The organism is Flavobacterium sp. GSP6 (assembly GCF_003984855.1).
GTDB lineage: Bacteria > Bacteroidota > Bacteroidia > Flavobacteriales > Flavobacteriaceae > Flavobacterium.
Genome location: NZ_RYDO01000012.1, coordinates 1 through 23,063 on the forward strand (window position 1 = coordinate 1; position 23,063 = coordinate 23,063).

Here is a 23,063-nt window from a genome sequence, read left to right on the forward strand (position 1 = left end):
AAATTCATAATTGTAACTGACTTTTCTTTCCATAAAAATACCCCCAGATAATGTCTAATTATTTGGGGGCAGTTCAAGGTTGGACAGCTTTAGTATGTTGGATATTCCGAAGCACGTTCGGAATAAGCGATTCACATAATTTTAGTTGATAAAATGGGTTCGCTGCTTATTTGATCAGCTCAAAACTTCTTTTCACGAAAGCCGTTAATGCTTCTCCTTTTAATAGGTTTTGTGATAACTTCGCTAAGTCAAGCGCTTGTTTGACCAAACTTTCCTGAGCGTCTTTGTCTTTGTTGTTTAGAATGCTGGTTGCCAATTCAGAATTAGTATTTACAACCAAATTGTACATTTCGGGCATATTTCCCATACCGAACATTCCACCGCCACCAGACTGACTCATTTCCTTCATTCTACGCATGAATTCCGGTTGCGTGATGATAAATGGGGAAGCATTGCTATCTAAAGCTTCCAGTTGTACGGAATACGTTTGTTTAGGAACAATAGCTTCTAAAACAGTTTTCAAGTTGGTTTGCTCTTCCTCCGATAATTTAGAAATAGTAGTTTCCTCTTTCTTGATTATATTATCAATATGATCCGAATCCACACGTACAAAAGTCATGTTGCTGTTGTCGCCTTCAATTTTTTGAATTAAATGCGAGATAATTGGAGAATCCAACAATAAAACTTCATATCCTTTGTCTTTTGCAATTTCGATATAAGAGTGTTGCGCTTCTTTGTTTCCAGCATATAAAACCACTAATTTCCCGTCTTTATCCGTTTGATTTGCAGCAAGATTTTCTTTTAATTCTTCTAATGTGTAATATTTGCCATCCACTGTTGGATACAAGACAAACGCTCCAGCTTTTTCGTAGAATTTATCTTCGGAAAGCATTCCGTACTCCAAAACGATTTTGATATCGTTCCATTTTTGTTCAAAATCCGCGCGGTTTTCAGTGAACAACGATTTTAATTTATCGGCAACTTTACGCGTAATGTAATTAGAGATTTTCTTCACCGCAGCATCTGCTTGCAATCCAGAACGAGAAACGTTCAACGGAATGTCCGGTGAGTCGATAACCCCTTTTAACATAGTCAAAAATTCAGGTACAATTCCTTCAACATTATCCGTTACGTACACTTGATTTTGGTACAACTGGATTTTGTCTTTCTGAATTTGTAAATCCGAACCTAATTTTGGAAAATACAAAATACCGGTTAAGTTGAACGGATAATCTACATTTAAATGGATGTGGAATAACGGTTCTTCAAATTGCATTGGATATACTTCTCTGTAGAAATCCTTGTAATCAGCATCTGATAACTCCGTTGGTTGTTTCGTCCAAGCCGGGTTTGGGTTGTTGATGATGTTGTCAACTTCTACTTCAGTAAAAATTTTGTCTTTATCTTCTGCAGCAACTTCTTCACCCTTTTTTTGCTCTATTTTCTCTGTTTTGGTTCCAAATTTAATTGGAATAGGCATGAACTTATTGTATTTGTTCAGTAACTGATTGATTTTTGAATCTTCTAAAAATTCCAAAGAATCTTCGGCTATATGCAAGATAATTTCTGTTCCGCGAGTAGTTTTGTCAGCAGGTTCTAGAGTAAATTCCGGGCTACCATCACAAGTCCAGTGCGCAGCTGGCTCGTCTTTGAAAGATTTAGTGATGATTTCCACTTTTTCAGCAACCATAAAAGCAGAATAGAAACCAAGACCAAAATGGCCAATAATTCCAGAATCTTTAGCAGAATCTTTGTATTTGTCCAAAAATTCTTCAGCTCCAGAAAAAGCAACTTGATTGATGTATTTTTCTACTTCATCAGCTGTCATTCCCAGACCTTGATCGATGATGTGCAGTTTTTTACCTTCCTTGTCGATTTTTACCTCGATAATTGGGTTTCCGTATTCTACTTTGGCTTCGCCAATGCTGGTTAAATGCTTCAGTTTTAAAGTTGCATCTGTCCCGTTCGAAATCAATTCACGCAAGAAAATTTCGTGATCGCTGTATAAGAATTTCTTGATTAAGGGAAAGATGTTTTCTACCGAAACATTAATTTTACCTGTTGTCATATTTTGAATTTTTAAGTTTATTTTTATGAATAAAATCCTTTCAAATAGAATACCAATTATTGTTGAAGTGACAAATTGGCGCAGGCGTTAATTATGATATAAAATAATTTAATTTTGAAACTATTTTGTTTTTATTGCTTTGTATCTTTGTTAAAACATTAATTACATAAATTTCAAACGATGAAAAAAATCATTTTATTATGCACATTAGCGGTTTTAATGTTTGCATGTAAGTCAACATCGGTAACGAGTACGAACACCGATAGAAAAGCTCAGGTTATGATGAAAGGAGACTGGGTGATTAGCGCAGTAACCTATCCAGGTTCACAATATATTAAAGTGAATACGTTTCAACTTGCCGATTCCGAATGCTTTATTGGAAGTACGTGGAAGTTTATTTCGAATAATAACAAAGGGAATATGGCTTTGACCAAAGTAAATTGTGTTGCATTTAGCTCCCCAATTACATGGTTTGTTAACAATGACGAGCAATTTGTATTGAAAGTACTTGATGCAGGTGAAAAAGCGCGAAAAGTGAGAGACGGTTATATTTTACGCCTTGCAAACCAAACGGAAACTTCTTTTCAATTGATCGATAAAATCGATGTAGGAGGAAAAATGACGGATGTCGTGTATCAGTTCCAGAAAGTTAATTAATTAATAAAAATAGCGATATGAAAAAGATTTCAATAGTTGCAATGGCAACAATAATGATTATAGGTTCAATGTTTACCAGTTGTGAAGCAATCAAAAACACCAATAAAACCCAAAGAGGAGCTGGAATAGGTGCTGTTGCCGGAGCCGTTCTGGGAGGTGTTCTTGGAAACAATCTTGGAAAAGGCGGTAATGGAGCAATGGGAGCTGTACTTGGTGGAGTTGTTGGTGGAGTTGCCGGTGGAGTTATTGGTAACAAAATGGACAAACAAGCAAGAGAAATAGATGCAGTACTTCCTGGAGCTGAAGTCGTTCGTGTAGGAGAAGGTATTAAACTGGTTTTGAATGAAAATGCAGTGCGTTTTGATACTAATAAATCTTCATTGACGGCCAGTGCTAAAGCAAATTTAGATAAATTAGTTCCTGTTTTTTCAGAATATCCGGATACTGATATTACGATTTACGGATATACTGACAGCACAGGTCCAGCGGATTACAATTTGAAACTTTCAGGAGAAAGAGCGGCATCAGTTAGAAATTATTTAACTAGCAAAGGGGTTTCTTCCAGTAGATTTCAAGTGACTGGTTTAGGAATTGCAGATCCAATTGCCTCCAACGAAACAGTTGATGGCAGAAGTCAAAACCGTCGTGTTGAATTTGCGATTACTGCAAACGATAAAATGATTAAAGATGCTGAATCCGAAGGAAAAAATTAAGTATAAAATACCAAAAAACAAAGGCTGTTTCGTCAAGAAGCAGCCTTTTTTTGTGTCCAAATTGCAATAAAACATTGTAAATTTGCAGTCTTAATTACAGATGATGCTCGAGATAAAAAACATATCCTTTACTTACATTGAAAAGCCCGTAATAGAAGAGGTTAGTTTTGCCATTGCAAAAGGGGAAAACGCCGCTATTATTGGCGAAAGCGGTTGCGGTAAAAGTACGTTGCTAAAACTCATATACGGATTATATGATTTGGATAACGGAACAATTACTTATAATGACAAACCTATTTTGGGTCCCAAATACAATCTGATACCGGGAGAAGATTATATTAAATATTTAGCACAAGATTTCGATTTGATGCCGTACATAACCGTTGAAGAAAATGTGGGTAAATTTTTGTCGAATATGTATCCTGACGAAAAGAACGCCCGCATTCAAGAGTTATTGGAAATGGTCGAAATGACCGCTTTCGCAAAAGTAAAAGCGAAATTCCTAAGTGGTGGACAGCAACAGCGAGTGGCTTTGGCCAGAGTTTTAGCTTTGGAACCCGAAATTATTTTGCTGGATGAGCCTTTCAGTCAAATTGATTCTTTCCGAAAGAATTCTTTGCGTCGCAATTTATTCCGGTATTTAAAAGATAAAGGCGTAACCTGCATAATTGCCACACACGACAGTACTGATGCTTTGTCCTTTTCGGATGAAACAATAGTGGTGCAAAACGGAAAAGTAGTAGCAAAAGGAGATTCTAAATCCTTGTATGAAAACCCCGCTAACAAATATATTGCTTCTCTTTTTGGAGAGGTAAATGAGTTAAAATTGTCTCAATTAATTGAACTTGTGGATGAAGCGGATCAGCCGCTTTTATTGTATCCGCATCAATTAAAAGTGGTGGACAACGCCATTATGAAAGTAGTCGTAAAACAATGTTATTTTAAAGGAAGTCATTATTTAGTCAAAGCAGCTTTTGAAAGAAGAGCGATTTTTTTTGAACATGATTCGGAATTAGCATTAAATCAGGAAGTATATTTGATGTTATCCTGATGATTAGTATTCAGTAAACAGTGCTCAGTATTCAGTGATTTTCAGTTCTGATAACTATCGAAAGTAGAAGTCGTTTTCAACTTTTATAAAAGTAGTAATAAACAAAAACCCCAAAATCAAAGTGAATTTGGGGTTTTGTGCTATGTTAATTTTTTTGTACAACTTACTGATCACTCAATAACTGATCACTGAACCCTTTTTAGAATTAATTCTTTAAATACTTTTCTAAAAACTGGTCTTGTTCCCAAAGCAAATGCAAAATATTTTCTTTGGCTACATAACCGTGTGCTTCTTTTGGCAGAATTACCATTCTTGCCGGAGCACCTAACCCTTTCAAAGCTTGAAAATAACGTTCGGTTTGCAAAGTGAAAGTACCCGGATTATTATCTGCTTCACCGTGTACCAAAAGCATGGGAGTTTTCATTTTATCCGCATTCATAAATGGTGACATCGTGTTATACACTTCAGGAGTTTCCCAGTAGTTGCGTTGTTCGGTCTGGAAACCAAAAGGTGTTAGCGTTCTGTTGTAAGCACCACTTCGAGCGATTCCACACGCAAAAAGATTAGAATGCGTTAGTAAATTAGCGGTCATAAAAGCACCATAGGAATGACCGCCCACAGCTACTTTTTTTCTGTTGATGTATCCTAAAGCATCCACGGCATTGATGGCCGCTTCAGCATTGTCAACTAATTGTGTCATGAAATTATCATTGGGCTCCGTTGTTCCTTCGCCAATTATGGGGAAAGCTGCGTCATCAAGAACTACATAGCCTTTGGTTACCCAATATACGAACGATCCATAACTAGGAAATGTAAATTCGTTCGGGTTTTGTGTGCTTTGTCCTGCTGAATTTTTGTCTTTATATTCAGCTGGATAAGCCCAAATCAACAATGGCATTTTCTCTTTTTTGATTTTGTCATAACCAACAGGTAAATATAACGTTCCGGATAATTCAACACCATCTTTACGCTTGTATTTAATCACTTCTTTACTCACGTTTTTGATACTTTCAAAAGGATTTTTGAATGCGGTAATTGGTGTTAGTTTGTTTTTTTGTTTAATATTTCTAAGGTAATAATTAGGGTATTCATTTTTAGACTGGATTTGGACTAAAACCGTTCCTTTTTTGAAGTCTTCAATCTCCAAAACGTCTTCTTTTTTATCGGTGTAAGTCGAAGTATACAACCGTTTTGCTTGCAACGTTTTCAGATTAAATTCACTTATAAACGGGAATTGCCCGTTTTTAGTAAATCCATTACCAATAAGATATGCATTGTCATTTTCGATAGCCAAAACATACCTGTTGTATTGGTTTTTTCTGGTTTCAAAATTTCCAGGATCAGAATATACATCCTGTGAATTTCTGTCGAAAATTACTTTTGGAGCCTGACTTGGATTCGAGGGATTTATTACATACGTTTTGGTATTACGGGTATCATACCATTCATCTGTAATTATAGCCACGGTATCATTTCCCCAAATTATTCGGTCGTAGCGTTGTGGTGTTTTTACCAATGAAGTAGCGGAAAGATTAAAAGGTGCGTTCCAAAGAAAAACTTCATCTCTGAATTCCACTTTGTTTGCAGGATCTCCACCGTCTAAAGCTTCAGCATAAGCTAATGTTGCGGGTTTGTCGGTTCTCCAGCTCATGTTTCTTTTTCCTTTTCGAACGGCCATAAATCCTTTAGGAATAATCTCCGTCAGCGGCACTTCATTGACTACTTTTACTTCGTTTCCAGCTTTGTCATAGATTACTGATTTTGAAGGAAAACGACTCAACGGGACAATGTATGAAAAGGGTTTTTGAATCGTAGTCAGCATTAGATAATTGCCGTCAGGGGAAAAACTTTCTCCCGCATACATAGCTGCATTTTTGAATAAAGTTGCTGTTCCGTTCAGGTTTACTTTGTACAATTCAGAAGTCATGATGTTCTCAAAATTGATTTCATCATTCTTGTTTTTCAACATATCCGGATAAGTTCTGTTCTGCGATTTTACACCATCGGCGTTTGAAATTATCGGACCGGTTGGTAAATCTTTTTTGGCATCCAAAAGAGCTGCTCTGTTTTTTGGTAACATTTTCACCAAAATAGTTTCGTTGTCATTCATCCAGCTGAACGGACTTCCAATATTAGCATTCACTGTTGCTTCCGTTAATTTGGTGGCTTTCGCCGAAGCAACATCGATAACCCAAAGTTCTACTCCGGAAGCTGTGGTGTGCGAAAATGAGATTTTTGTATCATTTGGAGACCAACCGATAGTACTGATACGAGGATTCGTTGGCAAACCTGTAACCTGTACTTCATTTTTGTCTTTTATTTTGCGTAATTTCAGGTTGTTCACGTATGTAACAGTACTGGAAATATTTGTAATTGGATTAATCCGCAATCCACCCAAACGCAGTTCTTCTTGGTTTAAATCGTCCAGTGATTTATACGTATTTCTGTACGTAAGCAACATGTATTCTTTTTTAGTATCCATCGATACTGAAGGTGCTCTTTCATAATCCGCTAAATCCAATATGGACTGAGATGGTTTTTGATAGGTTAAGTTTTCTTGTGCAAAAGTGGTTAAGCTCAGTCCAAGAAATAAAAAAAATGGAATTTTTAACTTCATAATTTGAATGATTTTAAATTAGCATTGGCAGTATCAATAATTGGTCTAAAATAAATGAATCTTGTTACATTTGGAAACAAAAACTTTTTTTTAACGTTTGAGTCAGATCCGGATGAGGTCACAATAGTATTATTTTTAAGCACTTCAACAGATTGTATTTGTAAGTATAACAAGAAATTGCGCAAAAAAGCATAAAAGTTGTAAATTGCTAAAAAAGTAGTAATTTGTGTGCTCATATTTTCAAGTATGTTTTAAATTTGTACTCGTATTTTAATAAAATAACAATAATATATGTATCATTCAAAAATAGCAGGATTGGGTTATTATGTTCCCGAAAACGTAGTGACTAATGACGATTTGTCCAAAATTATAGACACTAATGATGAATGGATTCAGGAAAGAACTGGAATTCAGGAGCGAAGACATATTATAAAAGGAGAAGACACGACGACTTCTATGGGAGTGAAAGCTGCCAAGATTGCTATTGAGCGTTCTGGTGTTGCTAAGGAAGACATCGATTTTGTGGTTTTTGCCACATTAAGCCCTGATTATTATTTCCCTGGTCCAGGCGTTTTAGTGCAACGGGATTTAGGGTTAAGAACCGTAGGCGCATTAGATGTAAGAAATCAATGTTCTGGATTTGTTTATGCTTTATCAGTGGCAGATCAATATATCAAGACTGGCATGTATAAAAACGTATTGGTAATTGGATCAGAAGTTCATTCTACCGGATTGGATATGACCTCGCGCGGAAGAGGGGTTTCAGTAATTTTTGGAGATGGTGCAGGAGCGGCTGTTTTGAGCAGAGAAGAGGATTTGACCAAAGGAATTTTATCCACACACTTGCATTCTGAAGGGCAGCACGCCGAAGAATTAATTGTAAAAGCGCCCGGAATGGGAGGCCGTTGGATAACAGATATCTTGGCAGATAATGATCCGGATGATGAGAGTTATTTCCCGTACATGAACGGACAATTTGTATTTAAAAATGCAGTGGTTCGTTTTAGCGAAGTAATTAATGAAGGATTACAAGCGAATAATTTGCAGGTTTCGGATATTAATATGTTGATTCCGCATCAGGCAAATTTGAGAATTTCACAGTTTATCCAAAAGAAATTCAACTTGACCGATGATCAGGTCTATAATAATATTCAGAAATACGGTAATACTACCGCCGCTTCTATACCAATCGCTTTGACTGAAGCATGGGAAAAAGGCAAAATAAAATCAGGAGATACGGTTGTATTAGCCGCTTTTGGAAGTGGATTTACTTGGGGTAGCGCCATTATTAAATGGTAAATAGTAGTACAATAAATCGTATGTCGATTCCAATTGTTCTTTGATAAATAGTCTAAGCCTGCGCAAATTATTGTGCAGGTTTTTTTTATTTAAAGAGGAACCGTTATATTTATAGTTCAAAATTGATGCAACCAATAGTAATACAATCAAAATGACTAATCGTAGAAATTTTTTGAAAACAGCTGCTTTCGCTTCCGCAGCTATGGCTTTACATTCATTCAAAGGGAAACCAGAGGAAGAAAATGATTTTTCATCTAAAAAAGGAAGTAAACCTATTGTGCTTTCGACATGGAATTTTGGAATCCAAGCGAATGCAGCCGCTTGGGAAATTTTAAAAAATAACGGACGAGCTTTAGATGCTGTCGAAGCCGGAGTAAAAATTCCAGAAGCCGATCCTACGGAACGGAGCGTAGGCTATGGCGGAAGACCAGATCGAGACGGTCGCGTCACACTTGATGCATGTATCATGGATGAAAACGCCAATATAGGCTCAGTAGGATGTTTGGAGTTTATAAAACATCCCATTGCGGTGGCTCGCGCTGTGATGGAAAAAACACCGCATGTCATGTTGGTAGGTGATGGTGCTTTGCAGTTTGCGTTGTCGCAAGGTTTTGTAAAAGAAAATTTATTGTTGGAAGAATCTGAAAAAGAATGGAAAGAGTGGTTGAAAACCAGCCAATACAAACCCATTGCCAATATTGAAAATCATGATACCATTGGGATGATTGCATTGGATGCTGACGGTAATCTTTCTGGCGCATGCACCACTAGCGGAATGGCTTTTAAAATGCACGGACGTTTGGGTGATTCCCCGATTATTGGCGCTGGATTGTATGTAGACAATGAAATTGGTGCGGCCACGGCCACAGGACATGGAGAAGAAGTGATTCGGATTTCTGGTTGTCACTTAGTGGTTGAGCTGATGCGCCAAGGAAAATCACCACAAAAAGCGTGTGAGGAAGCGGTTGCCCGAATCGTAAATTTGACCCGTAAAAGAAATAAAAATGTAAAAGATATCCAAGTTGGTTTCATTGCCTTAAATAAAAAAGGAGAATATGGCTCGTATTGCATTCAGGGCGGTTTCAACTATGCTGTCCATGATACATCTGGAAACCGATTAATTGATGCCGATTATTTTTTGAAATAAATGAAAAAAGCACAACTGGAAATTGCCTGTTTTAATTTAGAATCGGCTATAATTGCTGAAAATAGTGGTGCTGACAGGGTTGAATTGTGTGTCAATAGAACAGCGGGCGGAACAACGCCAGATTTAGAACTTACTAAAATTGTTCGCGATAAAATCACCATCGACTTGAATGTTATGATTCGGCCTCGTGGTGGGAATTTCGTTTATTCTGATTCTGAAGTGGCACAAATGAAATCAGAAATCTTGGCATTCAAAAAACTTCAGGTTGATGGTTTTGTTTTTGGAATTTTAAACGAAGACGGTAGTATCAGTGAACAACAAAATAAGGATTTAGTTGCTTTGGCAAACCCATTGCCTTGTACGTTTCATCGTGCTTTTGATGGAGTAGAAAATAAATTTCAAGCACTTGAATCGCTAATCGGATGTGGTTTTAAAACCATTTTGACCTCTGGACAAGAAACAAATGTAGTTGACGGTATCGATGTTTTGGCAGCCTTAGTTAGAAAAGCAACTGACCGAATTATAATTATGCCGGGCGGCGGTTTGCGTTCTGTTAATATTACCGCATTAAAACAAAAAACAAAAGCTATTTTCTATCATTCTTCCGCAATTATTGATGCAGGGGAACTAGCAAATCAGTTGGAGATCCAAGCCCTAAAAGCAAATTTAGAATCCCTGTAAAACTTTATAAATCAAAAAACCCAGAGTTGGCATACTCCGGGTTTTTCTTTTTGTAACAAACTATTAAAATGAGTTTCTTTTGATTTAGAGTAGACTAAGGAAAGGCTAGTTTGTTACAAGCATTTTGCTTTTTTTATTTAAATAACAAAAAAAAGGTTTTATATTAATAAAAACCTTATAAAATAATAGAGAAGTTTTTATCGTTTCAAAGAAAAATGGGATTTATATTCTTTTAAAACAGAGTCCTCAGTATAGGAAATTGAAAACCAGTAATCATCCGCTGGGAGTGCATATCCATTGAAAGTTCCATCCCAACCGGAACCGTTAGGCAATAGTTCTTTCAATAGTTTTCCATAACGATCGAAAATATATAATTTTAAATTTTCTTGATTTGGTATTCCGGTGATGTTCCAGGTATCGTTAAATCCATCTCCGTTTGGAGTAAAGAATTTAGGGCTGTTGATAAGTTTCACTGTTACTGGAATGGTGAAAGTTCCGCAATTGGCATCGCTGACCGTTATTTCATGAATTCCGGAACTCACATTGGTGAATACATTACGCTCTTGAGGGGAACCTCCATCTAATGAATATAAGAAATTGCTTCCATCACCTACAAATGGGATGGCAATAACAGTTATGGTTTGGTTGTCCGTGAACCACCCACTGGTTGTATAAGTTACAGAGGCTGGTTTTGAAGATTCAATAACCGTAAAAGGGACGCTGTCAGCAGTACAGCCAAAAATGGATAAGTTCGTAACAGTGAGCGTATAGTTTCCAGGTTCATTTGTTGACAAATTCTCAGCTGTACCTACTAAAGTTCCATCTTCACTTTTCCATTCAAAGGAATATTGTGGTGCAGTAAATCCACTTTCAATCAAGGCATCGGTAGTGATTCCGGTATCAATATCGATACAAATGGTAGGAACGATAAGGACTGGTTTTGGTTTTTTGGTGATAGTAATTACCATCGGTTTTTCGGCAGGACAAATCACTGTTCCTGATGTTCCTGATTGGGCATAGCCATAAATAGTGGTTGAAACAGTGATGAAATCCCCTGGGAATTTTTCAGTGTTGTTGCTTCCTGGACCACCTGGATTAGTGAAATATCGTGTTACAGGAGCTGTATACGAAGGAAGTTCAAAAGATTCACATCTGGTGACAGGAGTAATAGGTGTTATAATTGGAGTGTTATAAATGGTGACAATAAAAGGGTCTTCATCAATGCAGGTAACTCTATTGTTGTTTTCTACATATACAAAAAGCGTTGCTGTGGTAGTTATTGGGGAATAAGGAGGCAGTAATTGCACTCCAGTTCCATAGGGACCATTTGAAGCGGTGTAATAACTTCCAATCCCTACTATGGTTGGTAAATTAAAACTATTGCAGGCATATTGATCTGCTATGTCATTTACAAAAGTGACTAAAACATATATGCTGTATTCCGATACACAGCTGTTAGTGACGGTAGCAGGAGCATAAACATAGATTGTTTTTGAGGTTTTCAAAATGGTACCGGGAGGTAAAACAGGATTTGTGGGCGATGGTCCGCCTGCAAATTCGTAATATTCTCCGTTTATCAAATTATCTAAAATATAATTTTGGCCACATCGAATAACTTCAACCGGTTTTGCATCAATTGCAGGCGATTTATTAATGGTAATTAAGAACTCTTCTTGCACATAACAGGGTCCGGAAGTAGCTTTGTCATAAAAATACATGATTTGCGTTGTCGTTACAGGATAGCCCACTGGCCGAAGCGCACCGGTTCCTAAAGTTCCCGTGAAATAATTTCCTGAATGTGCTACTGCAGGTAAATAATAGACGTCGCAATGCGGATCTGTATCTGCTAATACTGGTAAAGGTGCAATATTTACCGTAATGGTAAAACGTAAATTATCGGTACACGTTTGACCTGTGACATAAAACCAAAGTGTTGTAGTGGCATTAATGAATGTTCCGGCAGGAATAACTGTTCCGCCACCCGCAGGAGCAGTTCGATATTCTCCTACTGTTAATGCAGGCAGTTTGTAGGCAGAACAGGAATTTACATCTGTTGGAGGCGTGATGCTTAATAGATTAATAAAAACTTTAAATGTTTTTTCATCAGCACAATTTTTTGGAGACGTAGCTGTTTCTTTATAGACGTAGATTTGAGTAGTTGTATTTATTACTGTTCCTGCAGACAAAAGAGATCCGCTCTTGCTACTGCCTGTATAGTAGACGCCACCATTGAGATCCGCCGGCAGGATATAGGATGTACATGCAAATTGATTTACATAATTCGGCAATGCAGTAAAGGGTATTATTGTGATATCAAAAGGGTTTTCTTGTGTACAAGACGGGGTAACCGTAGTGTCCTCAAACCATACATATATCCTGTTTATTCCCGGAGTATTTATTGTGGATCCAGCAGCTAATTGTGTGTTTCCTGGGGCGCTACTGCCTCCGCTTTGAGTGAAATATTTACCATAGGACAAAGGCGGAAGCTTATATTTTGTACAATAGGTTTCAGAAGCGGGTGTGATAGTACTTAAATTTGCAATAGTAATATTAAAAGAATCTTGGTTGGTACACACTCCGGATTGATTGAAAACATATAAATTAGTTGTCGTTGTAGATATCACGTTTCCGGCAAAAAGTTGTGTTCCAGTTCCACTAGTTCCAGTCCAATATTGTGCTCCGGCATTTAGCAATACAGGTAAGGTATAAGACGTACAAACAAACACATCGTTTAATACATCGACTTTAGGTAATGGAGATACTAATAATTGAAAACTAGTAACAACATAACAATTAGGATTTGTAATATTTTGTAAACGCACCCACAACGTTGCACTTGGCGATAACAATTGGTTGCTCGAATTTAGAGTTATGATGTTTGCATTGTTATTAGCTCCTACTAATGAGGAGTGAAAAGTAAGTATCTTGTCCGAGGTATTTTGAGAACCTATGATCGATGCAATTTGTGACGTCAAATTGAAATTAGCTTTTAAAGGGCTTTCAGATAAATTTCTGGAGCATAATGTTGCAGCTACCGGGGTATTTGCAATTTGTGGTGGCGGAACAATAAGCAATTGGAAAGACCTGATTTCATAGCATAATGTATTTGGGTTTTCAATTCTGACAAAAATTTGCTTGCCACTTTCAATACTCGCAATCGTCTGAAGGATTGGTACTGCGCCAGTATTCCCAATGGCATCTCCATTAGTTAGGTGATAGGAAATAATAGTGTCTGCGGGCAAATCATCTAAAACACCAGCTGTTCCGGACGATTGGTTAACGCCGGCTAGAATGATTATGCTGTTTTTATTTAAATCAAAATCAGAGGATGAAGCTCCGGTATCACAGGCGTAAATGTTAGGAACGGTATTTAATACACCAATCTTAGGATAAATTTCTATAATGATTTCATCGGTAACCGCGATGCATTCAGGTTCTTTATACGTGACACTGTAGGTATGAATTCCGGAACTAACCAGTGGAGTAATTGTGTTGAGGTCTAATGTTTCTCCTGTTTGTGCCGGAGAAAATGCTATTCCTTGTTTTTTCCATACAAAAGTGGTTCCGGGACTTAAACCCATTGCAGATAATGTTGGTAAAGTATTTCCAGGACAAATAGCAGTATTGTTCGCCACTGTGTAATCAAATCCTAATACATCTTGTCCGATGTTAAAGCTATTTGCTTCTAAAAAAATGGCAGAATCATAACCTGTATTATTTCCTCCATCGGCAATAACTAATTTGATGCGATAAATATGGTTGATATCTAAACCGGTCGCTGAAGCTAACATTGAAACAGTTTGTCCATTAAAATTTATTGCAGGACCAAATCCACTGCCGTTAAAAGCTCCAAAATAGTTAGGATTGGCAGAAGGACAATTCTGATTATAGGCATCATCTCTTATTGTCTCCACAGAAACCGGAACAGTTGTATTTGGAATTACGGCTAAATTTATATTTGAACTTCCAGCCGTTACATCTTTTAAAAGAAATGCAAATGCATCAGAGAAGTTACATTGGGAGGTTCCGTACTCTTCTGAAGCAAAAACAAAGGAGAAATTAAAATTAGGTGTTTTTGGTTGAAAATCAAATTCAATGTAACTCGCATTTATAGAATTAATAGTTATTCCTGATTGAGAAAGTAAATTTCTTTCCAAATCAGTATCGCCCAGCCAAGCTGAATTACCATCACTTAAAATAGTAGTATTGGGACTGATAATTTTATTAACATCTCCGGTACTCAAAACGACACCATTTGCGAACGGGAAATTTGCATTGCTGTTTTCAAAGTAACCAATACCATTTGTTGAGCCATAAAACGAACCGGATTTATAAGTGACATTGGTTCCGGATACACAAGGTGAATTGATTAAGATATCATTAATCAATTGATCCGCCGTGTAAGTAGATGTATTGATTGTTACCGATTGTGAAAAACAAACGGCATTAAATAATAATAAAAACAGGAGTTGAATTTTTTTCATATTATTAATTAATTGCATATTTCAAATATACAAAAAACCGATAAAAAGTAAATTAATACGATGCAATAGTATTTTTAAACATATTTGTAATTTTAATCCTATAATTTACTAAAAATTCTTCTCTGAAGAATAGAATCTTTAGTAATGCTATTATGAGTTTCCATATCGATTTTCTAAATGATTTTTCTAATTAAATACTATATTTGTAACCTTAAAATAAACACATAAAATGACATTATCACAAATTCTTACGCCTTCGATCGAAAAAGCGGTTCAAGCCATATTTGGCATTGCTATTGACAAAGTAGAATTTCAAACTACACGCAAAGAATTTGAAGGAGATATCACTGTGGTTATTTTCCCATTATTGAAAGTAGTCAAAAGTAATCCTGTAGAGCTAGGGAATAAAATAGGAACTTATTTGGTCGAAAACATGGTAGAAGTGAGTCGATTTAATGTTGTTTCAGGATTTTTAAATATTGTTATTTCTGATGACTATTATTTGGATTTCTTTAATGAAATAAAAGACGATTTACGCTTTGGTTTCGTTACTCCATCCCGAAGCGTCGGGACTGAAGACAAAGCCGTAATGGTGGAATATTCTTCACCAAACACCAATAAACCATTGCATTTAGGTCACGTACGCAACAATCTTTTAGGATATTCGGTGGCAGAGATTATTAAAGCTTCTGGTAAAAAAGTGTACAAAACTCAAATCATTAATGATAGAGGAATCCATATTTGTAAATCGATGTTGGCTTGGCAAAAATTCGGAAACGGAGAAACTCCAGAATCAACAGGATTAAAAGGAGATAAATTAGTTGGTAATTATTATGTTGCTTTTGATAAAAAGTACAAAGAAGAAATAGCGCAATTAATAAGCGCAGGTAAAACAGAAGAAGAAGCAAAGAAACAAGCACCAATTATTTTGGAAGCGCAAGAAATGTTACTAAAATGGGAAGCAGGAGATGAACAGGTAATCACGCTTTGGAAAACTATGAACCAATGGGTTTATGACGGTTTTGCTATTTCGTATAAAAACCTTGGAGTCGATTTCGATAAATATTATTACGAAAGTAATACCTATTTATTAGGAAAAGATGTTGTTCAGATTGGTTTAGACAGAGGCGTTTTCGAAAAAGATCCGGATGGTTCCGTGTGGATTGATTTAACGGACGAAGGTTTAGACCGTAAAATTGTATTGCGTTCTGACGGTACTGCAGTTTATATGACGCAAGATATTGGTACGGCAATCCAGCGTGTGAAAGATTATCCAGATGTAGGCGGAATGGTTTATACCGTAGGAAATGAGCAGGATTATCACTTTAAAGTGTTGTTTCTTATCTTGAAAAAATTAGGTTTTGATTGGTCTAAAAACCAATTTCATTTATCATACGGAATGGTAGATTTGCCTTCTGGAAAGATGAAAAGCCGTGAAGGAACGGTTGTTGATGCCGATGATTTAATGCAGGAAATGATAGATACAGCGCAAAAAATAGCAGAAGATTTAGGGAAATTAGACACCTATTCTGCGGAAGAGAAAAGTGAGCTATATAAAACTATTGGTTTGGGTGCTTTGAAATATTATATTTTGAAAGTAGATCCTAAAAAGCGAATCCTATTTAATCCCGAAGAATCGGTAGATTTTGCCGGAAATACCGGTCCGTTTATTCAATATACGTATGCCAGAATTCAATCTATTATTCGTAAAGCGAATTTTGACTTTTCGAATAAATCAAAAGTTGCAATACTTCATGAAAAAGAGAAAGAATTGGTGAAACAGTTAGCGTTGTTTCCTGAAGTGATACAAAATGCAGCACAGCATCACAGTCCGGCTTTGCTTGCAAATTTCACCTATGATATAGTTCGGGAATACAACTCATTCTATCAGGCGGTTCCTATTCTTGGCGAAGAAGATTTTGAAAAGAAAATTTTCCGAGTTCAATTATCTAAAAAAGTAGCAGATACTATAGCGGCTTCCTTTAAACTATTGGGTATTAGTGTGCCAGAAAGAATGTAATAATGGCATATTTTTTGCGTTAATAATTACTTAATAATTTAAAAATACGATTATGAAAAAAATTTCAATCTTAGCTTTACTTGCACTTGTAATAAGTTCTTGTACAAATGATCCCGCTTCAGGAGGGAATGTAACCTTGAAAGCCTCCGCGGTGTCTACAACAGCTAAGACTTCTCTAAATGCTCGTACTGCTGCCTCTACAGTAGTTTTTACTGATTTTAAAATTAATATTGGGAATATCGAATTTGAAACCGACATGGAAGATGCGATGTACAGTATGGATCCTAAATATGATGACGTTAAACTTAATGGGCCTTTTTTATTAGACTTGCTTGATCCAAACCTAACGTTAAGTCCATTTATTACTTCTGTAAATGTTCCGAATGCGAGATATGAGGAAATCGAATTTAAATTCGAAAAATCTACTTTACTTGATGAAATGAATGGTAAGACTTATTTGATTAAAGGAACCATAAATGGGAAACCATTTATTATCTGGAGCGATGAGGATGCCGAACTTGAATTGGATTTTGAAGACCAAAACAAAGATTTCACTATCAACAGTAATGATTTGTCTTTAAACATTAAAATACATCTTGATGCTTTAATGAATAAATTAACAACTTTGGCAGACCAAGGCCTATTATTAGATACCGATGGAGACGGAGTTATCGAAATTAGTACTGGTAATGAAGATAGTCACAACGATATTGGCGACTTCATAAAAAATTTACTAGAAAATGAAACAGATTTAGACGACAACGATTAATCTAAAGTTAATTGATCGTATAATAAAAGAGGCTATCTGAAGAAGATAGCCTCTTTTTATTTATAATACTATTTAAACTTCAAAATCAAATGCTTAAATTTGCGCCTTAATTAAAGAGAAAAAAAAGTATGTTCGATAATTTAAGCGATAAACTAGATAAAGCCTTTCATATACTTAAAGGTCACGGAAAAATCACGGAAGTAAATGTAGCCGAAACGTTGAAAGAAGTTCGAAGAGCCTTGCTTGATGCGGATGTCAACTTTAAAATCGCCAAAGATTTTACCACCAAAGTAAAAGAAAAAGCAATTGGACAGGATGTATTGACAACGCTTCAACCTGGACAATTACTAGTAAAGTTAGTAAAAGATGAATTGACAGAATTAATGGGTGGTGATGTTGCCGGAATCAATCTTTCCGGGAATCCAACGGTTATTTTGATGGCTGGTTTGCAAGGTTCGGGGAAAACTACTTTCTCGGGGAAATTAGCGAATTATCTTCTTACAAAAAAGAACAAAAAACCACTTTTGGTGGCCTGTGATATTTACCGTCCAGCGGCAATTCAACAATTATATGTAGTTGGAGATTCGATAGGAGTGGAGGTATATTCCGAGCCAGAAAATAAAAATCCGGTTGAAATTGCTCAAAACGCAATCAAACATGCAAAAGCAAATGGATTCAATGTCGTGATTGTCGATACTGCTGGTCGTTTAGCTGTCGATGAGGAAATGATGAACGAAATAGAACGTGTTCATAAAGCCATCGAGCCACAAGAAACCTTGTTTGTAGTGGATGCAATGACCGGACAAGACGCTGTGAATACAGCAAAAACCTTCAACGAAAGATTAAATTTTGATGGGGTTATTTTGACTAAATTAGATGGAGATACGCGTGGTGGAGCAGCAATTTCGATCAAATCAGTTGTTAATAAACCAATCAAATTCGTAGGTACAGGGGAAAAGATGGATGCCATTGATGTGTTCTATCCAATTCGTATGGCCGAAAGAATTTTGGGAATGGGAGATGTTGTGTCTTTGGTCGAAAGAGCCCAAGAGCAATTTGATGAAGAAGAAGCACGAAAAATACAAAAGAAAATTGCCAAAAATGAATTCGGTTTTGATGATTTCCTTTCTCAAATTCAACAAGTAAAGAAAATGGGTAATATGAAAGATTTGGTTGGAATGATACCAGGTGCTTCAAAAGCCATGAAAGATGTGGAAATAGAAGACGATGCTTTCAAACATATTGAAGCCATTATTCACTCGATGACTCCAGTTGAAAGGAGCAAGCCGGCTCTAATTGACGTGAAAAGAAAAGCCCGAATTGCTAAAGGCTCCGGTACCAAAATCGAACAGGTGAATCAATTGATGAAACAGTTCGAACAAATGAGCAAGATGATGAAAATGATGCAAGGGCCAGGAGGTAAAAACCTTATGAAAATGATGGGTGGTATGAAAGGTGGAATGCCAGGAATGAGATAAAATGAGTCAAAAGCCGAAAGTCTTAAAGTTGTAATGACTTTAAGACTTTCGGCTTTAATACATTAAACTAAATAAAAATGCAATTACTAGACGGAAAAAAAACTGCGGAAGATATAAAAAGCGAGATTGCTATTCAAGTGCAGAAAATGAAAGCTGACGGGCAGAAAGTGCCCCATTTAGCAGCGGTTCTTGTTGGATCAAACGGCGCAAGTTTGACTTATGTTGGCAGCAAAGTAAGATCATGTCAACAAATAGGATTCGAATCTACATTGGTTTCTTTAGCGGAAGACATCTCGGAAGTTGAATTATTGGCGAAAATCAAAGACCTCAATGAAGATGATGAATTAGACGGTTTCATTGTTCAATTGCCTTTGCCCAAACACATCGACGAGCAGAAAATCCTGATGGCTATTGATCCTGATAAAGATGTGGATGGATTTCATCCAACCAATTTTGGAAAAATGGCTTTAGAAATGGAAACGTTTTTGCCCGCAACGCCTTATGGAATAATGGAATTGTTAGAACGTTACAAAGTAGAAACAGCGGGCAAGCATACTGTCGTTATTGGGCGAAGCCATATTGTGGGTCGACCAATGAGTATTTTGATGAGTCGCAAAGGTTATCCAGGGGATTCAACTGTAACTCTTACGCACAGTAGAACCAAAAACATAGAAGAATACACTAAAAATGCCGATATCATTATTACGGCTTTAGGAGTTCCTAATTACCTAAAAGCAGATATGGTGAAAGAAGGTGTTGTGGTTATTGATGTGGGTATTACCAGAGTGGAAGATAGTTCACATCCAAAAGGATATGTGATTACCGGTGATGTTGATTTTGAAAATGTAAGTAAAAAAGCATCGTTTATTACTCCGGTTCCGGGTGGAGTAGGACCTATGACCATTGCAATGTTATTGAAAAATACGCTTTTGGCACGGGAAATGAAAAGAAATAAATAAAGAGAAAATAGTTTTGATTGAAAGCCTTAGACACCAGTTTAAGGCTTTTTTTAGTTTAAAAATGTATAAAATTCTGATAATTGATGCGGAAATAGAATTTAAAGAATACTTTTGTACCACTTAAAAAAAGACCTTTAAAATGGACGATTATTATTCGGAAATGTTGAACTAATATAGCGCTTGAACGATTTTCAAGAGGCTGTACATAAACCTATAGAATTTTTGAAATGAGAGCTTTTTACAAAAACAATAACGGATTAATTGCCACCGCTGAATGGACTCCAAACTGCTGGATAAATATTGAATGTCCTACCAAAGCCGAAAAAAAATATTTACTCGACGAATTACAAATTCCCGAAGCATTTTATAACGACATTGAAGATATTGACGAAAGACCAAGGATAGAAATTGAAAATGGTTGGACTTTGATTATCATGCGAATTCCTGTGAAAAGTAATGATGTGAAGTTGCCTTTTCATACGATTCCTGTTGGAGTTGTTTTTAAAGGAGAAGTTTGTATTACCATCAGTTTTCATAAAACGGAAATGCTTACTGATTTTGTAACCTATACCAAACGTAAGAATATAAACATTAAAGACAACTTCGATTTAGTGCTCAAATTATTGCTTTCTTCCAGTGTTTGGTTTTTGAAATATTTAAAGCAAGTCAATCAAAAAATAAGATTAGCCGAGGACAATTTAGAAAAGTCAATTAAAAATGAAGAATTACAAGCGTTGCTTCAAATAGAAAAATGTTTGGTATTCTTTATGACTTCCTTGAAAGGGAATGATATCCTATTGCATCGAATCAAGAATATAAAGTCCCAAAAAGAATATTTTGATTTAGATTTACTGGAGGATGTTGAAATTGAATTGCGTCAGGCACAGGAAACCACTAATATTTATAGCGACATCTTAACGGGAACTATGGATGCGTACGCTTCTGTGATTTCTAATAACATGAATGCGATTATGAAGCAGATGACTTCGATTTCGATTATTCTGATGATTCCAACATTGATTGCCAGTTTGTACGGAATGAATGTGCCTAATGATTTACAAGACAATCGTTATGGAATCTGGATTGTCATTTCTGTATCTGTTTTATTATCTGCTTTTGGTGTGTTTTTGTTCAAAAGAAAAAGATGGTTTTGATAGAAATAGATTTCAACTTTAAATTTCACTATTCCTGAGACTATGGATTTACTTTAATAGTGTATCAAAAAGTTTTAATTTTCCAAAATAATGATTTTGAAATAAAAGTATAATACTATGTTTAGGGTTAAATAATAGCTGTATACACCAAATAATGGTCTTTTTTAGAGTTAAAGCGCCTTGTTAATGATGGCTTTATGAAATATTTTTCGCATAATTTAGGATAGGCCAAATTTATAAACTACATTTATTTCTCAAATAAATTACTATCTAATGAGAAAAAAATTACTGTTTTTATTCGTACTTTGTTTTGGTATCACTCACGCTCAAAAGGACTACTTGAACTATGAAAACCTTACTAAAAGTCTAAAAGAGCTTGACGCCAAAAGTAAATATTGCACTGTAAAATCAATTGGTAAAAGTAGTGGAGGTAGAGAAATATGGGTAGTAACAATTTCCGAATCAACCACTCCAAAACCAGCTTTGCTTATCACAGCCGGGCTTGACGGAAAATACCGTGCTGGTACACAGGTCACCTTAAAAATGATTGATAACGTATTGAAAAACGAGAAGTTAGCTGCGATTTTAAAAGAAAAAACGATTTATTTTGTTCCTGCTGTAAATCCGGATGCCATAGATGCTGCTTTTGGTGCTGTAAAAATGGAAAAGCGCGGTAACGATACCAAAACAGATGATGACAGAGACGGTAAAATAGGCGAAGACCCTTTTGAAGATTTAAATAAAGATGGTTTAATTACGCAACTTCGGATTGAAGATGTAACAGGAAGTTTCATTGAAAGCCCAGAGGATTCCCGTGTTTTAATAAAAGCAGATCCAACAAAAAATCAGGTTGGCAAGTATGTTTTAATTTCAGAGGGAATTGATACCGATAAAGACGGAATGTTTAATGAAGATTTTTCAGAAGGAGTCAATATCGACAAAAATTTTACTTTTGATTATCCTGCTTTCGAAAAAGGGGCAGGAGTTTATGTAGCTTCTGAGCCAGAAACCAGGGCACTTCTTGATTTTTTATATTTGAATCAGAATATTTATGGTGTACTTACTTTTGGGATGCACAATAATTTATCTGAGACTCCAAAGTATGATAGTAAGTTAGCTAGTTCTAGAATTATTAAAGGATGGTTAGAAAAAGATAGTAAAGCAGCAGAGCAGGTTTCTAAATTATATACCCAAAAAGCGACAATCAAAGGCGGCCCTAAAATGCCGATGACCAAAGGAAATTTTGCGCAAACCGCTTATTTCCATGCAGGGAGATTCAGTTTTTCAACACCAGGCTGGTGGGTTCCTAAAGTAGAAGCTAAAAAAGATTCGCTGTATTCTAAATTAGAAAAGCCAGCAGAAAAAGATAAAGAGGAATTGAATTCAGAAGTCTCTTTTTTAAAATGGGCTGATAGCCAAAATATAAAAAATGTTTTTGTTGACTGGTCAGTTATTAAACATCCTGATTTTCCAAATCAAAAAGTAGAAGTAGGAGGTTTTATCCCTTATGCTCTGAACAATCCACCTGTGAAATTTTTAGAAGAAACAGCGAATAAACATGTGCTTTTTGTGGAAGAACTTTTGGCAGCCATGCCAAAAATTGAAACAAATGTTCCCGAAGTAGAAAAGATAAAGGAGAACTTATACCGCGTCACTATAAAAGTGGCCAATAAAGGGTTGCTGCCTACTTATACTGAAATAGGAGATAAAATCCGATTTGTTTCTAAAATGAAAACAGAAATTCTACTCCAAAAAAATCAAATCATGGTTTCTGGCAGGAAATATTTTATCCGTAATAGTATGCAAGCGGATGAATCAGAGGAATATTCATGGCTGATTTCAGGTACAGGAAAAGTGACGATCACTACAGGTTGTGCCACTGCAGGATTTAAAGAGGTAATTGCTGATTTGAAATAATAAGTTGACTTCAAAAAAATAAAAAAGGATATTGAATCCTCACCGATAA

15 protein-coding genes are annotated in these 23,063 nt (G+C 36.1%); 12 read left to right on the forward strand and 3 right to left on the reverse strand.

The features are described 5' to 3' along the window. Positions 1-166 precede the first annotated feature (166 nt). Positions 167-2,068 (reverse strand): molecular chaperone HtpG, encoded by a 1,902-nt coding sequence (gene htpG, locus EKM03_RS11935; RefSeq protein WP_126568750.1) that lies wholly within the window; start codon positions 2,066-2,068, stop codon positions 167-169. A gap of 180 nt (positions 2,069-2,248) precedes the next feature. On the opposite strand from htpG, the gene EKM03_RS11940 reads away from it, so the two are divergent. The 3 genes from EKM03_RS11940 (at position 2,249) to EKM03_RS11950 (ending at position 4,489) form a co-directional block, all read left to right on the forward strand. Next, positions 2,249-2,725, forward strand: a complete 477-nt coding sequence (locus EKM03_RS11940; RefSeq protein ID WP_126740475.1) for a lipocalin family protein — start codon at positions 2,249-2,251, stop codon at positions 2,723-2,725. Between the two features lie 17 nt (positions 2,726-2,742). After that, the gene (locus tag EKM03_RS11945; protein ID WP_126461562.1) at positions 2,743-3,438 is read left to right on the forward strand and encodes an OmpA family protein; all 696 of its coding nucleotides are present in this window, start codon (positions 2,743-2,745) and stop codon (positions 3,436-3,438) included. A 103-nt stretch (positions 3,439-3,541) separates the two neighbouring features. Then, a complete protein-coding gene (locus EKM03_RS11950; protein ID WP_126740495.1) occupies positions 3,542-4,489 on the forward strand; it encodes an ABC transporter ATP-binding protein in 948 nt (315 codons plus the stop codon). Positions 4,490-4,694: 205 nt separating this feature from the next. Here the strand turns inward: EKM03_RS11950 and EKM03_RS11955 are convergent, their stop codons facing one another. Then, complete coding sequence (locus EKM03_RS11955) at positions 4,695-7,106, reverse strand: prolyl oligopeptidase family serine peptidase (protein ID WP_126740476.1); 2,412 nt, start codon at positions 7,104-7,106, stop codon at positions 4,695-4,697. 291 nt (positions 7,107-7,397) lie between these two features. Between EKM03_RS11955 and EKM03_RS11960 the strand changes: the two genes are divergently transcribed. The 3 genes from EKM03_RS11960 to EKM03_RS11970 all read left to right on the forward strand — a co-directional run bounded on the left by EKM03_RS11960 (position 7,398) and on the right by EKM03_RS11970 (position 10,233). Beyond that, positions 7,398-8,405: a 3-oxoacyl-ACP synthase III family protein gene (locus tag EKM03_RS11960; protein ID WP_126453562.1), complete on the forward strand. Its 1,008-nt coding sequence runs from the start codon at positions 7,398-7,400 to the stop codon at positions 8,403-8,405. A gap of 151 nt (positions 8,406-8,556) precedes the next feature. Beyond that, positions 8,557-9,552, forward strand: coding sequence for an isoaspartyl peptidase/L-asparaginase family protein (locus EKM03_RS11965; RefSeq protein ID WP_126562284.1), 996 nt, complete (start codon positions 8,557-8,559; stop codon positions 9,550-9,552). Then, on the forward strand, positions 9,553-10,233 hold the full coding sequence (locus EKM03_RS11970) for a copper homeostasis protein CutC (RefSeq protein ID WP_126576467.1): 681 nt from the start codon (positions 9,553-9,555) through the stop codon (positions 10,231-10,233). 197 nt (positions 10,234-10,430) lie between these two features. Here EKM03_RS11970 and EKM03_RS11975 read toward each other — a convergent pair whose 3' ends face one another. Further along, positions 10,431-14,717 (reverse strand): T9SS type B sorting domain-containing protein, encoded by a 4,287-nt coding sequence (locus EKM03_RS11975; protein WP_158616372.1) that lies wholly within the window; start codon positions 14,715-14,717, stop codon positions 10,431-10,433. A 229-nt stretch (positions 14,718-14,946) separates the two neighbouring features. Here EKM03_RS11975 and argS point away from each other — a divergent pair, with 229 nt between their 5' ends. The 6 genes from argS (at position 14,947) to EKM03_RS12005 (ending at position 23,014) form a co-directional block, all read left to right on the forward strand. Beyond that, entirely contained in the window at positions 14,947-16,737 is a 1,791-nt protein-coding gene (argS, locus tag EKM03_RS11980) for an arginine--tRNA ligase (protein WP_126555075.1), read from the forward strand. 52 nt (positions 16,738-16,789) lie between these two features. Further along, positions 16,790-17,506: a hypothetical protein gene (locus tag EKM03_RS11985; protein ID WP_233584089.1), complete on the forward strand. Its 717-nt coding sequence runs from the start codon at positions 16,790-16,792 to the stop codon at positions 17,504-17,506. Positions 17,507-17,634: 128 nt separating this feature from the next. Further along, positions 17,635-18,984, forward strand: a complete 1,350-nt coding sequence (gene ffh, locus EKM03_RS11990) for a signal recognition particle protein (RefSeq protein WP_126461544.1) — start codon at positions 17,635-17,637, stop codon at positions 18,982-18,984. 77 nt (positions 18,985-19,061) lie between these two features. Further along, the gene (locus EKM03_RS11995) at positions 19,062-19,943 is read left to right on the forward strand and encodes a bifunctional 5,10-methylenetetrahydrofolate dehydrogenase/5,10-methenyltetrahydrofolate cyclohydrolase (RefSeq protein WP_126453576.1); all 882 of its coding nucleotides are present in this window, start codon (positions 19,062-19,064) and stop codon (positions 19,941-19,943) included. A 227-nt stretch (positions 19,944-20,170) separates the two neighbouring features. Then, positions 20,171-21,097 (forward strand): magnesium transporter CorA family protein, encoded by a 927-nt coding sequence (locus EKM03_RS12000; RefSeq protein ID WP_126516494.1) that lies wholly within the window; start codon positions 20,171-20,173, stop codon positions 21,095-21,097. Between the two features lie 273 nt (positions 21,098-21,370). Then, positions 21,371-23,014, forward strand: coding sequence for a M14 family metallopeptidase (locus tag EKM03_RS12005; RefSeq protein ID WP_126740478.1), 1,644 nt, complete (start codon positions 21,371-21,373; stop codon positions 23,012-23,014). Positions 23,015-23,063 lie beyond the last annotated feature (49 nt).